Consider the following 16,336-nt stretch of genomic DNA (forward strand, 5'->3'; position numbering starts at 1 on the left):
AAATCCCAGCAAAAACGGGTAAGGTGAGCTTATGTCAAAGATGTCAAAGCTTTTCGATCAAGACAACATGTTTTTCGCCATTATGGGCGTGCTGTTCGATCTGATTATTCTCAACGTGCTCACGCTGTTGTGCTGCCTGCCGATCGTCACGGCCGGCGCATCGTTCACTGCGATGCACAGTGTGCTCTGGCGCATGGTCCGACATGAGGAAACGTATGTGGCGCGCCAGTTTTTCGACTCGTTCAAGCGCAATCTCAAGCAGTCGCTGCTGCCGTGGCTTGCGTTCCTGCTGGCGGCGATTGTGCTGGTGGTCGACGGCATGCTCGCCTGGTCCATGGGGTCGATGCGCGGGCCGCTGATGGCGTGCGTCGCGTTCATGGGATTGGTGATTATTGCGATTGCGCAGTACTTCTTCCCGCTGCTTTCTCGCTATGAGAATCCGACTTCCGAAACGTTGAAGAATGCGACGAAACTTGCGCTCGGCTTTTTCCCGCGCACCTTGTGCATGCTGGTGATTTTGGCCGCGTTCGCCGTGCTGTATGCGCAGTTTTTCATATATATGATTCCGCTGCTGATTTTGATGGGCGTCACGTTGCCGCAATACTGTTGCGCGTGGATCTACAACTGGATTTTCCGCCGTATCGACGGTGAGATCGACGCCAAGGGGCGCAAGGTAGCGCAGTCCTGAAATTGTTTGCTCGTAAAGGCCGTTCCGCAGATTGCAAGTTCCGCGGAACGGCCTTTACGCGTTTTCGTCGCCTTGATTATCCGATTCTCCAGAATCGGACACGCTGGGGGCAGGATTAGCAGGGGAGGATGGTGGCGCTGCGGGCTGGGACGTGCAGTTGGGTGCCGTCGAAGCGTGCGGGGTTGCCGATGCTCAGCAGTACTGTTTTCTCCGCTGGTTCTTGCGTTGGTTTCGCTGTTGGTTCTTGCGATATTTCCTGCGCCGAGCCGCCAGACAGCAGTTTCACATAGTCGCTCGGCAGTGTGCAGCTTGCGTCGGTGTTTGACGGATTGATGGCGACGATGATGCGCTCGCCACCTGCTTCGCGATTAATCTTGCTGCATGTTTCACAAGGTGTTTCACAGCTGGTTTCGTGTGCTGTTCCGCTGCGTTCTCCGTCAGTTGCGTCGCATTCGGCTTCGCCGACCTTGGAGCTTCTCGCGTACACCAGCGGATACGCGTGATCTTCCGCGTAGAGGAACTCGATGCCTCCGTCGGCCTGCAGTGCGGGATGTGCCAGGCGTAGCGTGTTCAGTGCGCGTACGGTTTCCAGCAGCGAGTCGCTGCGTCCGGTCTGCGAAGCCACGTTCGGGCGCTCGCTGTCGGCATCGATCGGCAGATACAGATCATCGGGCCGGGCTGCGGAGAATCCTGCGTTGGTTGCGCAGCTCCATTGCATTGGTGTCCGCGATCCGGTGCGCTCGTATCCGCCTTCCTTGGATTTGAGCCCGTGCATGTAGCGCATGCCGATTTCGTCGCCGTAGTAGATGAACGGGCAGCCGGGCATGGTCAGCAGGAATGCGAACGCGAGCTTCATTTCATCGGTGGTCAAGGTGTCGCGCATGCGGATCATGTCGTGATTGCCCGACGGAATGCAGATGTATCCAGGCGTTCCGGCGGTGCTGGCAAGCATGGCCGTATATGTGTCCACAAACGCCTTGATGTCGCCGCTCGCATTGCCGACATTGTCGTTATTGCAATTTGGATTGTCTCCGTCGACGACTGAATTGCCGTTGCTGTCGCACCCGCTGCTGCCCGTGCCATCGCATTCGCTGCGTTCGCAGTCGTGTTCCGTTTCGGCAGTTTCGGCGCTGCTCGTAGTTTCGGAAGATCCGGCCGAAAAATACGGATTCTCGCGGAACAGGTCAAGATAATGAGACGGTCCGAAATGCAGCAGGAAGTCCATGTCGAATCCGGCGTGCAACGCCTCTTCGGGGTCACCCCATTCCGATACGAGCACCGCTTCCGGGTAGGTTTCGTCCAGATGCGCCCGCACTTGCTGCCACAAGAGTTTCGTCCAATAGTGGTCGGGGTCTTCCTTGACGAGGCTGCCTGCCATGTCCACGCGGAAGCCGTCCGCCCCCAGCCCGAGCCAGAAGTCCATGATGTCTTGGATGAGCAGCCGGCCCTGCACCGCTTCGGGGGAGTCGGCGGCGAACTGCCAGTCTTCGGTGACGGTGCCGAATCCGTAGTTGAGGCATGCCTGCGTGGAGAAGCAGTTCACGGCCGCCGCGTCGGGACGTTCCGCAATGCCTCCGAGGAATCCGCGGATCGATTCGTAGGGCGAGTTCAGATTCGGCGATTGCGTCATCGGTCGCCAGATGTAGCGGTCGGTCCATGCGTTGCGTTCGTCCTTGCCGGATTCGAGGAACCACGGATTGTCGACTGCGGAATGCCCCGGCACGAGGTCGAGCAGCACGTGCATGCCCAGTTCGTGCGCGCGCTCGAAGAGCCGCTGCAGGTCCGCGTTGCTGCCGTAGCGTTCAGCGGTTATGTAGTAGTCACGCACGTCGTAGCCGGCATCGTAGAACGACGAGTCGAAGCATGGGTTGATCCAGATCGCATTGCACCCCAGATCACGCACGTATTGCAGTTTATCGATGATGCCTTGGAAGTCACCGATGCCGTCGCCGTTCGAGTCGTTGAATGATTGCGGATAGATTTCATAAAAGATTGCGTTGTTGAGCCAGCTTGCCATAAATCCTCCGGTTTTCGCGTCTTTGCCGTTGGTCTACCGATGTATCGCAACATTGGAAACGTCGGTAATCGCTTTTCCGTCATTATAGCCCGTGAAGACACTTTTTAGGGGTGTATGGAATGCCAATGTTTGCAATACGCCAATCGATTGACGCGACACGCCGACGGGCGGCACTGTACACAAGGTTTCTCGAACCGGTTTGACAACTCTCGAACCGGTTTGATATCCTGTACACCAAGGACGGAGAAATTCCGACAACGCGAGTCGGACGTTCACCTCCTTTAACACCTCATTGGGCAGGGCTGCTCGGTGAATAGTGGATAGAAAGGGATTGGAAAATGAGCAAGTTCTCTTCTTGGAAGAAGGCGGGTACCGCTATCGTCGCAACGCTGATGACCGTTGGCATGCTGGGAGCATGCGGATCGTCGTCCAGTTCCAGCGGCACCAAGATCACCATCTTCAACTCCAAGGTTGAAATCGAAAGCCAAATGGAAGACATGGCTGCGAAGTACTCCAAGGAAAAGGGTGTGGACGTTGAGGTCTACTACTCCAACGACACCGTCGCAGCGCATCTCGCCACCAAGTACGCATCCAAGGATCCGTACACCATCTCCATGGTCGACGCCAAGGACATCTACTCCTTGGCTGAAGAGCACGCCGTCGATTTGTCCGACCAGGATTGGGTCAAAGACACTGACTACGCCATCAGCATTAACGGCAAGACCTACGGCTTCCCGGTCTCCATCGAAGCTCGTGGTCTGATCTACAATGCCGACGCCATCAAGAAGGTCACTGGCAAGGAATTCAAGCCGGAAGACTACAAGACCCTCGATGACTTCAAGAAGCTGATCGACGAGCTCAAGGCTGGTGGCATGAAGTCCCCGACCGGCGTCATGAAGGAAGACTGGTCCCTCGCCGCGCACTTCCTGCCAGAAGTCTACGAGGAGCAGGAAGATCCGGACGCCTTCTGCCATGAGCTCAAGGACGGCAAGGTTGACCTCAGCTCCAACGCCAAGTGGAACTCCCTGATGGACTTCTTCGACGTGATGAAGGACAACAACTACGCCAAGTCCTCCGCCGTCTCCGCAGAGCGCGAAGTGACCGAGCAGAAGCTGGCTGAAGGTGAAATCGCCTTCATGTTCGGCGGCAACTGGGATTGGTCCGTGCTGAACCAGTACGACTACACCGAGAACATGGGTCTCATGCCGGTTCCGCAGAACACCGATGACGGCTCCAATGAGAAGCTTGTCGGCGGCGGCTCCAAGTACTTCTTCATCGACTCCTCCGACAACACCTCCGACGAGCAGCGTAAGGCCGCCAAGGACTTCCTGAACTGGCTTGCCGAAGACAAGGAAGGTCAGGAGTTCATCTCCAAGGATGCCGCTCTGATCTCCCCGTTCAAGAACAACAGTATCGAAGCGGCCGATCCGCTGGGTAAGTCCGTGAAGTCCTACGCTGACGCCGGCAAGCTGATCGACAACTACAACTACCTGCCTGACGACCACTTCTCCGTGCTCGGCGCGTCTTTCCAGAAGTGGCTCGCAGGTGAAGAGGACCGTGCAGGCCTCGCCCAGGACATCCAGGACTACTGGAAGACCGCTAAGTTCACCGGCGCAACCGCCTGAACTTCCAAATAATGCACCATGATGCAGGGTCCGCCGCTTCCTTCCTGCGGCGGACCTTACATCCCCGGCACGTATGGGATCCATCATGAAACAGAATAAGCTTTCCTATAAAATCGGCCAGTTTCTGATGTTCGGTGGTCCGGCGACGATTCTTTTCTTCGCCGTGGTGATCCTGCCGTTCTTCTATGGCCTCTATCTGACATTCACCAGCTGGGACGGCGTTTCGACAACGAAGCCGTTCGTCGGTCTCGAAAACTACAAGGCGGCTCTTGCCGACACCGCATATTGGCAGTCGCTTGGACGCACCTTCATCTACTCCGTCATCGCCGTTATCCTCACCAACATCGTCGCCTTTCTGCTGGCCTACCTCGTGACCAGCGGCATCAAGGGGCAGAACTTCTTCCGTGCGGGCTTCTTCATTCCGAACCTCATCGGCGGCATCGTTCTGGGCTACGTGTGGAAGTTCGTCTTCAACCGTGCATTCGTGGCTATCGCCGAAGCAGCGACGCAAACAGACCACGCATCGCTGCTTTCCACTCCAAACGGCGCAATGTTCTGCTTGATCCTCGTTTCGGTCTGGCAGTACGCAGGCTACATGATGCTGATCTACGTGGCAGGCTTCATGAGCGTTGACCAGAGCCTGAAGGAAGCAGCCATGATCGATGGCTGCAACAAGGGCAAGGCCATGTGGCACGTGGTCATCCCGCTGATGCGCTCCTCCTTCGTTCAGTGCATCTTCCTGAGCACCACCCGTTGCTTCATGGTGTACGACCTGAACCTTTCGCTTACCAAGGGCGAACCGTTCAACCAGTCGGTGCTCGCGGCAATGCACGTCTACAACCAGGCATTCGTTTACAAGAACTATGGCACCGGTCAGGCCGAGGCGTTGGTCCTCTTCATCGTCTGCGCAGTGATCGGCATGCTGCAGGTGTACTTCGGCAAGAAGGGTGAGGTGGCAGCATAATGAAGGGTCAAGTCAGCACTCGCACTAAGGTTCTGCATGCACTGATGATCGTCGTTCTGACGATTCTGCTGCTGCTGTTCATCGCACCGTTCATCCTGGTCGTGATTAACGTCTTCAAGACCAAGGCAGACATCAACACCGCTCCGCTGGCACTGGTCGGCAAGCACGGGTTCACCCTGGAGAACTTCCCCAGGGCAATGGACAAGATGAACTTCGTCACCGTGTTCGGCAACTCCGCGATCATCACCATCAGCGCAACCATACTGACCATCCTGTTCTCCGCGATGTGCGCGTACGTAATCGTGCGCAACCCCTCGTGGAAGTTCGGCGGCATGGTGTTTGCACTCATGGTGGCCTCCATGGTCATTCCGTTCCAAGTGCTCATGGTTCCGCTCGTCTCCGTCTACGGCGGCTTGCTCGACGTGTTGAATAGCCGTATCACGCTGATCCTCATGCACACCGGCTTCTCGGTTTCCCTAGCGGTGTTCATGTTCCACGGCGCGATCAAGACGAACATTCCGAACGAGCTTGAGGAAGCGGCCAGCATCGACGGCTGCTCCAAGTGGCGCACCTTCTGGACGATCGTGTTCCCGTTGCTTAAGCCGACCGTCGCCACCGTCGCCATCATCGACGCCATGGCGTTCTGGAACGATTACCTGCTGCCGTCCCTGGTGCTGGGCCGTCGCGAACTGTACACCATTCCGATCGCAACCCAGATCTTCTACGGCACCTACTCCAATGACATCGGCCTGATCATGGCGGCCCTGCTGCTGGCCATGCTGCCGATCCTCATCCTGTACCTGTTCCTACAGCGCTACATCGTCGAAGGCGTGACCTCCGGCGCAGTCAAGGGCTGATCGAACGGTATGGCAAACCGCAATCATAACTGAACAGACTCACACAACCGGCCCGGATGCGAAGCGATAATCGCATCCGGGCTTTTCATGCGATACCGATTCTTATGCGATATCGATATTGAGATTGCCGTCGCATGTTTCTGCTGTCTGACAGGACGTATTGATATGGTTGATTTCGCCGAAAGAATCGCTCGAATGCACTGTTGCAGTGCGTCCGGGCGATTTTCATATGTACTGAATATTCGTGTGACATTTCGAAACGAGCAACGAAATAGAAGCAAGAACGAGAAGCGACAATATAAAACAAGAAAAACAGGAATAGAAACAAGAGATGACTGAAGACAATCAACATAATGCAGATGAGCAGCAGACTCCAATGCAGCCGCAGCCGCAGCCGCTGCCGGGCCAGGTATTTGTGCGCCCCGGCATCGATGACCGTCCCGATTATGAAAAAACGCTGACCGAAGAGGCCAAAGCGGCCCTGAAGCGCCTGGCCGTACAGCAGAATCCGCGCGTGCCCGAGGCTTCCAACGAGCGCCCGGAAGTGCAGCAGACCCTCATCAACACGGAAAGTGGCTCCCCGCTGACCGCGTTCGCCCATCTTGACGCCGCCGTGCCGAACCTCGAATCGTCGTTCCTCGACCTGCGCGATCCGATGACCGCGCCCGACGGCACCACGCCCACCAAGCCGCAGGTACATCGCCTCACCGCCGGCTTCGCGCTCGGTGCGCTGCTGTTCACCGCGCCGATGGCCGCGCTCAACTCCGTGCTCATTCCACAGACCATCAGCCGTCTTTCCGGCACCGACCGCGTCACCGATCTGGCGCTGCTCAGCGTCGTTGGCACGCTGCTGACGTTCCTGATGAACGCGTGGATTTCCGTCGGATCCGACCATTCGTACTGCCCGCTGGGCCGCCGCACCCCGTGGATCATCGCCGGCACGGTGCTGACTGCCACGTCGGTGGCGATTCTTTCCGCATGCGATTTCATGCCGTTGGTCATCGTGTTCTGGCTGTTCACGCTGATCGGACATGCGATGGTGTCGATGCCGCTGGCGGCCGCTTTCGGTGAGCGCGTGCCCGACAAGTTCCGTGATCGTGCGGACGCGTGGCGTGGCGTTGGCCAGGCGTTCGGCCAGGTGTTGGGCATTATCGCGGCCGTTTCGCTTACGTGGGCCGCCGACGATTCCGGTTGGGATGGCACCACGCGTTTCGCCATGATGGTGTTTGCGTTGTGCCTGGTGGTGGCTGGTGTGGCTACGTTGCTGGTGTTGCCGTTTGAGGGTTCCAGCAGCTATTTGCCTCGTGAGAGTGTGAAGAAGGGCGATTATTTTTCGCAGTATCGACCGCCGAAGGGCGCTCCGAAGTTCTTCATTGCGTTTGCCGCGCGCATGTTTGCCATCGCAGCCACTTCCGGCATTGCGATTTACCAGTGGTATCTTGCGCAGGATGGTTTGGGTGATGTTTCGCAGGTCGCCATGTTTGGTTTGTCCGGAGCGGCTGCGGTTATGTCGGTGATGGCCGTTGCCGCATTCGTCGGCTCGCTGTTGGCTGCGCTTCTGCTTGGTCGTATCGCCCGCGCTTTCAAGGATTCCCGTATTCCCGCGATTGCTGCCTGCCTGTTGTTTGTGGTTGCTGTAGTACTTCCGTTGACGCCGATCGATAATGCGATGGCAGTCGCGTTGTATGCGCTGTTTGCAGGTTTCGCGTATGTGGTGTACGACGGCGTGAGCCAAGGGTTGAATCTTGCGACGTTGCCGGATGTGCGTTCCGTTGGTCGTTCGTTGGCCGCGTTCAGTTTGGCGAATACGTTCGGTTCGTTGATTGGCGCTGTCGTTTGCGCGATTGCGATTGCGGTGACTGGCGAGTATCTGCTGATTTTCGCTGTTGCCGCCGGTTGCATGGCTGTTGCGGGCGTGCTGACGTTGCTGCTGAAATGATTTGGATGATCTGAGATAATCCGAAAAACGAATATCAAATTCAAAATTGCGCGTCCACATAGTGAACCTTTAGTAGAAAGGGTATGTGGACGCGCTTATCTTTACGGCTTAGTTCGAGCGGATCGCCCGCCGAATACAAGACTTTGCGAAAGGAGGTTCGCCACGATGAACGGAATGGTTGCACGCGTACTGCTGTCCGCACGAATTATTATTCCGCTTTCGTTGGCGGACTGATTCGAGCAATGCAGCTTCAATCCCTCGCCAACGGAGGCAGGGTTTGAAGCGCGCAAAACACACGTTGATGGCCCTGCATACTGCGGGGCCTTTTTGTTGCCGCCCACAAGGCGTAAGGCAACGAAATGAAGACTGCAACAAGAGAATAGAAGAAAGACGTTATCGGCGCATGCTGGGAGCCGGTAGCACATGACAGACGTAACAGGAGTAATCCAATGAGTGCAGTCGAAGCAGCCGCTGGTAAAGCGCAGGCAATGATGCGCGATTCGGTGAAAACCGTGATCGCCGCTTCCATGGTCGGCACCGCCATCGAGTTCTACGACTTCTACGCATACGGCACCGCCGCTGCGAACTATTTCCCGAAGGTGTTCTTCGGAGACACCACCAATCCGACCGTCGCGCTGCTAGCCAGCCTGCTGACCTTCGCCATCGCGTTCATTGCACGTCCGCTCGGATCCTTGGTGTTCGGCCATTTCGGCGACCGCATGGGCCGCAAGACCACACTGGTGGTTTCGCTGTTGACCATGGGTGTCGCCACGTTCCTGATCGGCTGTCTGCCGACTTACAGCCAGTGGGGCATTGTGGCTGTCGCCGCGCTGTGCCTGTGCCGTTTCGTGCAGGGCATCGGTTTGGGCGGCGAATGGTCGGGTGCCGCTTTGGTAGCCACCGAGAACGCTCCGGAAGACAAGCGTGCGCTGTATGGCTCCTTCCCGGAATTGGGCGCCCCGATCGGTTTCTTCCTGTCGAACGGCACCTACTTCCTGTTGGAAACGTTCAACGATAACGATGCGATGCTGGCATGGGGTTGGCGTGTGCCGTTCCTGCTGTCCGCAGTGCTGGTGATCGTCGGTCTTGTGGTGCGCGTGCAGATGGAGGAGACTCCGATCTTCCGCATGGCCCAGGAACAGAAGAAGGTCGTCAAGTCCCCGCTGACCGAAGTGTTCAAGAAGAGCTGGAAGGAAGTCATCCAAGCCACGTTCTTGGTGGCCGTCACCTACACGCTGTTCTACACGCTGGCAACCTGGTCCCTCGCTTGGGGCACCAAGACTATCGAACAGGGCGGCGGTAATCTTGGTTTCACCAATCGTGAATACCTGCTCATGCTGATGCTCGCCATCTGCGTGTTCGCCGCGTTCATTGTCATTTCCTGCGTGAACGCCGATAAATTTGGCCGCAAGCGCGTGATCGTCATCTCGTCCTGCTGCCTCGTGGCATTCGCGCTGCTCTTCCCGTTCCTGCTTGATCCGTCGGTCGTCGGCCAGCGTAACTTCGCCGCCAACCTGCTGTTTCTGTGCATCGGCTTCGCGTTGATGGGCACCGCATTCGGTCCGATCGGCGCGTTCCTGCCGGAGCTGTTCGACGCCAACGTGCGTTATTCCGGCTCCGGCATCGGCTACAACCTGGCCGCCATCGTCGGCGCGGCATTCGTGCCGACCATCGCCACTTGGCTGTCCCACCACTGGGGTGTGCACTCCGTCGGTCTGTACCTCGGCGTGATGGCCGTGTGCTGCCTTGTTGCGGTGCTGAGCTGCAAGGAAACCAAGGACGTCGATTTCGCCAAGTGATGTCCGTGAGGGCTTCGGGCGGTGCTCGGGTGGAATCGCCCGAAGCCCTCACAAAAAGCGTTTGACGCAAAACATAACCACTATGTGAACGTCAGCAACCAATATAAAGAAAACGGGACTAGAACAGTTCCGCAGGAGAGGCGGTGTGATTCCTCGGACACAATCCGGGGGGAGTAACATCCTAGGAATCACAAGCCGTTGCAACAACCGAACAAGTAACAGAAATCGAAAGATTTTTCGGGAAAAGTACGATCCCGAAGCGATAGAAAAAATAAAAGGAGCGCCAATCATGGCAGCAACTATCTGGTACGAAAAGGACGCCGATCTGTCTGTGTTCGAAGGCAAGAAGGTGGCCATCCTCGGTTACGGTTCCCAGGGTCACGCTCATGCGCTGAACCTGCGCGATTCCGGTGTGGACGTCGTCGTTGGTCTGCGTCCGACCTCCAAGTCCGTGGATTACGCCAAGGAGCAGGGCCTGGAAGTCAAGCCGGTCGGTGAGGCCGTTGCCGAAGCCGACGTGGTCATGGTCCTGCTGCCTGACCAGTACCAGGCCAAGGTGTACAAGGAAGAGGTTGAGCCGAACCTGAAGCCGGGTGCTGCTCTGGCTTTCGCCCACGGTTTCAACATCCACTACGGCTACATCAAGCCGTCCGAGGACCACCCGATCTTCATGGTCGCTCCGAAGGGCCCGGGCCACATCGTTCGTCGTGAGTATGCAGCCGGCCGTGGCGTCCCGGTCGTCGTGGCCGTGGAGCAGGATCCGGATGGCAAGACCTGGCCGCTGTGCCTGGCTTACGCCAAGGCTCTGGGCGCTCTGCGCGCAGGCGCCATCAAGACCACATTCACCGAGGAGACCGAAACCGATCTGTTCGGCGAGCAGGACGTGCTCATGGGTGGCATCAACCACTTGTGCGACTTGGGCTTCGACGTGCTGACCGAGGCTGGCTACCAGCCGGAGATCGCCTACTTCGAAGTGTTCCACGAGCTGAAGATGCTGGTTGATCTGGCCAACGAAGGCGGCCTGAACAAGGCCCGCTGGTCCTGCTCTGACACCGCCCAGTACGGCGATTACACCTCCACCGTCATCACCGAAGAGACCAAGAAGCGCATGCAGTACCAGCTCAAGCGCATTCAGGATGGCTCCTTCGCCAAGGAGTTCATGGATGATCAGGCCGCTGGCGCTCCGAAGTTCAAGAAGCTGCAGGAAGAGTACAGCCACCCGCACCTGGAGACCGTTGGTCCGAAGCTGCGCGCCATGTTCTCTTGGAACAACCAGACGGACGCTGACGCCGATATGGCCGAGTCCTTCAACGGCAAGATCGCTCGTACCCAGGTTCAGTGATTTCGCCTGATTTCGAGCTGAGAGCCGGAATCTGAAGCATTAAGACCGTCGCCCGATTCGTTCGGACGGCGGTCTTTTGCGTTGTGTTGGCTCCTTTTGCCGCGCTGACAGGTGTTCGGCGCGATGAATCGGGTTTTTCGTGTATGGGGGTATGGTTTCTTCTGGTTTCTGTCGATTTGGGGCCCCCTTTCCTGTGTTGGCTGGTGATTGGTGGCGAGGATCGCATTTTTTCGAGTACGGGGTTATTCGTTGGAACCGTGGTTCTGGAATCTCGGAACCTTGAAACCTCAAAACCGTGAAATCCTCTGAAAATAGAGGAAGACCGGCACCCACAAACGGGCGACGGCCTTCCATTGGTAATTGAGGCTTGCGATCCGGTCCATCGGGACCAATTGACCGGATTCCGATGGACCGAGGCCGCTTGATCGGAATCCCGATCAAGCGAAGCCCTAAGTCACTCAGCCACGGGCGATCTTGCCGGTGAAGGTGGCCATATCGGCGTCGTCATCCTTGCCGTTGTTCCAGGAGAACATAGCGCGCAGCTTCGGGCCAACGGTTTCGATGCGGACGTTGCCGTACTCTTCCTGCAGCTCCTTGAACTTCGGAGCGCCAGCGTCCTGATCATCGATGAATTCCTTGGCGAAGGAGCCGTCCTGGATGCGCTGCAGGTGGTACTGCATGCGCTCACGCACGTGCTCGTCGATGCAGGTGTTGGTGTAGTCGCCGTACTGAGCGGTGTCGGAGCAGGACCAGCGGGCCTTGTTCAGACCGCCCTCGTTCATGAGGTCGACGAGCATCTTCAACTCGTGGCAGACCTCGAAGTAGGCGATTTCAGGCTGGTAACCGGCGTCGGTGAGGACTTCGAAGCCCATTTCAACGAGCTTGTTCACGCCGCCCATGAGCACATTCTGCTCGCCGAACAGATCGGTTTCGGTCTCCTCGGTGAAGGTGGTCTTGATGGCGCCTGCGCGCAGAGCGCCCAGAGCCTTGGCATAAGCCAAGGTGATGTTCCAAGCGTCGCCACGCGGATCCTGCTCCACGGCCACGACGACCGGGACGCCACGGCCGTTGGCGTACTCGCGACGAACGATGTGGCCCGGGCCCTTCGGAGCGACCATGAAGACCGGATGATCCTCGGACGGCTTGATGTAGCCGTAGTGGATGTTGAAGCCGTGAGCGAAAGCAACAGCTGCGCCCGGCTTGATGTTCGGCTCGATGTCATTGGCCCAGATGGTGCGCTGGTACTGATCCGGAGCCAGGATCATGATGATGTCGGCCTCAGCTGCGGCTTCCGGAACGGACTTGACTTCCAGACCCTGTTCCTTGGCGTGCTCGACGGACTTGGAGGTCGGACGCAGGCCGACGACGACGTCGACACCGGAATCGCGCAGGTTCAGCGCATGAGCGTGACCCTGAGAACCGTAACCGATGATGGCAACCTTCTTACCTTCGAGGACCGAGAGATCGCCGTCGTTCTCGTACCAGATTTGTGCAGCCATTGTGATTGGCACTCCTTTTTATGTAGTGGGGTGAACGCCTTCCGGCGCTCGGGTTTCTACCATTCGCAGATGAATTCGCGTGTTTTTGTGCATGGATTTTGTCCTGCAAACTGGGGTCTATCCTACCGGAGCCTCCATCTTGCAGCGTGTCTGGTCCACAAAGTGAGCCGCGAAACCGTAAAAATCCGTCGCGGCAACGGCAAGTTTCATGTATTTTGACGGGAAGGCGGCATAGGATACAACGCGTAGGGATTTTTGATTAGGAAGAGATGTCATGGTCACTGCGACTGGTCCTGCGCCCGGATCTGAAATGACGGCGGCAATCGGCGATATTGAGGACCGTAGCACGGCAGGAGTTCTGCACGTCGCCGCGATTTTCGCTTCGCACATGGTATTGCAGCGCAACAAACCCATCGCCGTGTTCGGCGCGTTGGATGCTGATTGTGCCGGACTTGAGGTTTCGGCGGAAATACGCGATTTCGATGGTTCCGTGATTGTGCAGGCGCACGCGTACGCCTCCAAAGAGATCAAGAACAGCCTGTCTCCGTGGCGCGTTATGCTGCCCGCGCAGCCTGAAGGCGGACCCTACACGTTGCGCGTCACCGCAGGCAACGATTTCATCGAATATTACGACGTGCTGATTGGTGAAGTGTGGCTTGCCGGCGGTCAAAGCAATATGGAACTTGAGTTGCGCAATAGCGAAAACGCTGAGGAAGCCCTCGAAAACTGCGCTGATCCGCTCCTGCGTTTTTACAATGTGCCGAAAACCGGCGTGATTAATCGTAATGCCGAACATGCGGCAAGCTGGCAGGAATCATCGCCCGAAAATAGTGGCGTGATGAGTGCCGTAGCGTACTATTTCGCTCGAAAACTGCGTAACGAACTCGATTCCGATCTTCCGATCGGCATTATCGACTGTTATATCGGGGGTACGTCGATTAGTTGTTGGATGAGCGAAGATGCACTGAATTCCAGCGAATCCGGGCGTGGCTATCTTGCTCGTTACGAGCAGGCGGTCGCCGGTAAAACGCAGGAACAATTCGATTTGGAGTATAGCGAATGGCAGTCGCGTTCTGATACGTGGAATGCGTCGATTGCTGCAGCTCGTGAAGCCGATCCTGATGTGACGTGGGATACGCTGACCCAACAGTACGGCGAATGCCCGTGGCCGCCGCCGATGACGCCGACCTCGCAGTGGCGTCCGACTGGTCCGTTCCATGCCATGCTGGAACGCATTGTGCCATACTCCTTGGCTGGATTCCTGTGGTATCAGGGTGAGGAAGACGAACAGTATTGCGGAACCTACCGTGAGCTGTTGGGCATGATGATCGGCGAATGGCGTGCGCTGTGGAGCGAGAATCTGCCGTTCCTGATCGTGCAGCTGCCGCAGTGGATCGACAAGAAGGTCGACGAGGGCGAAGGCGATCCGATGCTGTGGCCGGTGCTGCGTGAGGCCCAGTGGGATGCCGCACAGTCCATCGACAACGTGTTCGCCATTTGCACCATGGATTGCGGCGAATACAACAACATTCACCCGGTTGATAAGCGCACGCCCGGCGAGCGTCTCGGCAATTGTGCGCTTCACCAAGTGTATGGTATGAGCCGTATTCCGGTGTATGGTCCGACTGTGCTGGGCTTCCGCTGCGACGAAGGCGGTCGCGTGCGTCTGTTCTTCCGGTATGCGCACGGCCTGCATTTCAGCGGTACCACGCCCGACAGTTATGGTGATAAGTTCGACAAGAGCCTGCCTTCGTTGGTACGACTGCCGGAACGTTCCGGTTTCGAGCTTGCCGGCGCTGATGGTGTGTTCCATCCGGCCACTGCTGCGATTTTCGTGGATTGCGATATTGACGATTTGATCAACGCGAAGGTCAATGTGGTTGACTATAACGCTACGGAGTTCGGTATTCCGATTAACAGTCGCAGTATCGGCACGATTACGTTGGCCACGCCGGAAGTGCCAGCGCCGGTGATGATGCGCTACGCGTGGCGCAGTTGGGGGCCTGCACCGTTGGCTAATGACAATGATCTGCCCGCTCACCCATTCAAGCTAGACCTGACCGATCACACCGACTCTGATCACGCTGAATAATCACGTTGCATGATTGTCGCTAGTCGACAATGAATAGCGTGCGATTGCTGTGCTTATAGTGTGCGGCAATCGCACGCTTTGTATTGCGATTGAAGTCTTGCTGATCGCACGTCAGTCAAATACGAATCAAATACCAGTCAAATAAAAAATCGTTGAAAAATCAACGTTTCTGCGATTTGCGGCACCAAAATCGCAGAAACGAATCAAATAAAAATATGTCACGAATGCATAGGCTATTGCCACAGATCCGGGCCGAATGATTCCAGGTATGCGGTGAGTTCGGCGGCCATCTGTTCGTCTTCCGGAACTCGCGGATGGCCATCCGTGCCGCAACCGTTGCGTGAATACAAAAAATGTTTCACGTGAAACTCGCCCTCAGTGCGAAGCTTATCGCAGACTTCGCCGATCGCTCGGTCCCAAGCGGCGTCGTGCCGCACAATTGTTGTGGTAAGCACGATCAGCGCTTTCGGGTACTTCTCGCGTAACGCATGCACGAAATCGACATAGCGCGCACGCCAATGCTGCGCCTCAGCACTGTCGTAATCCAGCGCCATGAAATCGCGTGGATGCGCATCGTTCTGACCCAAGGCAACCACCACCACATGTGGCGTGTATCGCGTAAAATCCCACGGCTGTGGCTCGCTGAATTCCGGATTGTAGGTGCTGCGATCCCAAATGCTTTCCATGCCGAGATAGTGCGGTGCGTGAAACCAGCCAATACCGTCGATGAGGCTGGCTCCGCCCTGCGCTACTAGATGAGCTTGAGCGTTGAGGTTGCGTGAGGTGATTGAGGCGTACGAATACCAAGAGTTGCTGTAGCCGCTCAAATCCTCGTCGGGATCTGCCTGCCCCTCGTAGCACAGTGCCTCGCAACGTTCGCCGCAGGTTACGGAATCGCCGTAGAATTCCATGCGACGGCTTGGCTTAGTGGCGCTGGGTGGCAGTAGTTGCGCATTGTCGTCAAGCTCGATGCTGATCATGTCGTAGCGATTGTTGCCTTCATCCTGACGTTTGAAAATCGTGACTTCATGCATGATGTTCGGCAATTGTTCGGCAATGGTGACGTATACGGGTTTGCGAACGTCGGATTGACTGTGCTGCATGTCTGCTGGTTCTGCTGGTTCCGTTGGTTCCACGCGGCTGGGATAGCCGTTTTCCAGCGTGACGGCGTCATGTTCGGTGTCGATGGGGACGGGAATGCGCAGTTGCATGCCATCAACGACGGCTCCCAGAGTGGCTCGCCCATACCCCCAATGGTTGACGAGGCGTACGCCGATGTATGTTCCAGTGCAACGGAATGACACTTGCGTGTACGGGAATGCCCATGTTTGGAATGGCGCGTGCGTGACTGGATCCACGGCATCGCTGACGCGTCCCATATGACGAAGATTCGGATTGTTGAAAGAAATATGCTGCATGTGAGAGTTCCCCTATTGCTTCAATGCTGATTGCGGCAGTGCCTGTTGCCGCAATACATGGAGGACTGGCTGAACGGCAGAGATTTCGGTCAGTTC

General features: G+C 56.9%; 11 protein-coding genes. 8 read left to right on the forward strand and 3 right to left on the reverse strand.

Annotated elements, in window-relative coordinates:
• Nucleotides 1-31: 31 nt before the first annotated feature.
• On the forward strand, nt 32-688 hold the full coding sequence (locus WMO36_RS03315; protein WP_163237315.1) for a YesL family protein: 657 nt from the start codon (nt 32-34) through the stop codon (nt 686-688).
• A gap of 115 nt (nt 689-803) precedes the next feature.
• On the opposite strand, the gene WMO36_RS03320 is transcribed toward WMO36_RS03315, so the two are convergent.
• Entirely contained in the window at nt 804-2,705 is a 1,902-nt protein-coding gene (locus WMO36_RS03320; protein ID WP_237919522.1) for an alpha-amylase family glycosyl hydrolase, read from the reverse strand.
• 338 nt (nt 2,706-3,043) lie between these two features.
• Here WMO36_RS03320 and WMO36_RS03325 point away from each other — a divergent pair, with 338 nt between their 5' ends.
• The 6 genes from WMO36_RS03325 (at nt 3,044) to ilvC (WMO36_RS03350) (ending at nt 11,231) form a co-directional block, all read left to right on the forward strand.
• Nucleotides 3,044-4,330: an ABC transporter substrate-binding protein gene (locus WMO36_RS03325; protein WP_250779463.1), complete on the forward strand. Its 1,287-nt coding sequence runs from the start codon at nt 3,044-3,046 to the stop codon at nt 4,328-4,330.
• An 85-nt stretch (nt 4,331-4,415) separates the two neighbouring features.
• A complete protein-coding gene (locus tag WMO36_RS03330; protein WP_226559581.1) occupies nt 4,416-5,294 on the forward strand; it encodes a carbohydrate ABC transporter permease in 879 nt (292 codons plus the stop codon).
• A complete protein-coding gene (locus tag WMO36_RS03335; RefSeq protein WP_237919520.1) occupies nt 5,294-6,151 on the forward strand; it encodes a carbohydrate ABC transporter permease in 858 nt (285 codons plus the stop codon). The genes WMO36_RS03330 and WMO36_RS03335 overlap by 1 nt, the downstream gene beginning before the upstream one ends.
• Nucleotides 6,152-6,482: 331 nt before the next feature.
• A complete protein-coding gene (locus tag WMO36_RS03340) occupies nt 6,483-8,090 on the forward strand; it encodes an MFS transporter (RefSeq protein WP_316103047.1) in 1,608 nt (535 codons plus the stop codon).
• A 449-nt stretch (nt 8,091-8,539) separates the two neighbouring features.
• Nucleotides 8,540-9,889 carry an MFS transporter gene (locus WMO36_RS03345; RefSeq protein ID WP_349076774.1) on the forward strand — a complete coding sequence of 450 codons (1,350 nt, stop codon included), beginning with the start codon at nt 8,540-8,542 and terminating at the stop codon, nt 9,887-9,889.
• A 289-nt stretch (nt 9,890-10,178) separates the two neighbouring features.
• Complete coding sequence (gene ilvC, locus WMO36_RS03350; protein ID WP_349076775.1) at nt 10,179-11,231, forward strand: ketol-acid reductoisomerase; 1,053 nt, start codon at nt 10,179-10,181, stop codon at nt 11,229-11,231.
• A 458-nt stretch (nt 11,232-11,689) separates the two neighbouring features.
• On the opposite strand, the gene ilvC (WMO36_RS03355) is transcribed toward ilvC (WMO36_RS03350), so the two are convergent.
• The gene (gene ilvC / locus WMO36_RS03355) at nt 11,690-12,730 is read right to left on the reverse strand and encodes a ketol-acid reductoisomerase (RefSeq protein WP_144165905.1); all 1,041 of its coding nucleotides are present in this window, start codon (nt 12,728-12,730) and stop codon (nt 11,690-11,692) included.
• Between the two features lie 274 nt (nt 12,731-13,004).
• Here ilvC (WMO36_RS03355) and WMO36_RS03360 point away from each other — a divergent pair, with 274 nt between their 5' ends.
• Nucleotides 13,005-14,822, forward strand: a complete 1,818-nt coding sequence (locus WMO36_RS03360; protein WP_250779468.1) for a sialate O-acetylesterase — start codon at nt 13,005-13,007, stop codon at nt 14,820-14,822.
• A gap of 233 nt (nt 14,823-15,055) precedes the next feature.
• Here the strand turns inward: WMO36_RS03360 and WMO36_RS03365 are convergent, their stop codons facing one another.
• Nucleotides 15,056-16,240, reverse strand: a complete 1,185-nt coding sequence (locus WMO36_RS03365) for an SGNH/GDSL hydrolase family protein (RefSeq protein ID WP_250779469.1) — start codon at nt 16,238-16,240, stop codon at nt 15,056-15,058.
• Nucleotides 16,241-16,336: the final 96 nt, after the last annotated feature.

This window comes from Bifidobacterium hominis, from assembly GCF_040095915.1.
Lineage (GTDB): Bacteria > Actinomycetota > Actinomycetes > Actinomycetales > Bifidobacteriaceae > Bifidobacterium > Bifidobacterium hominis.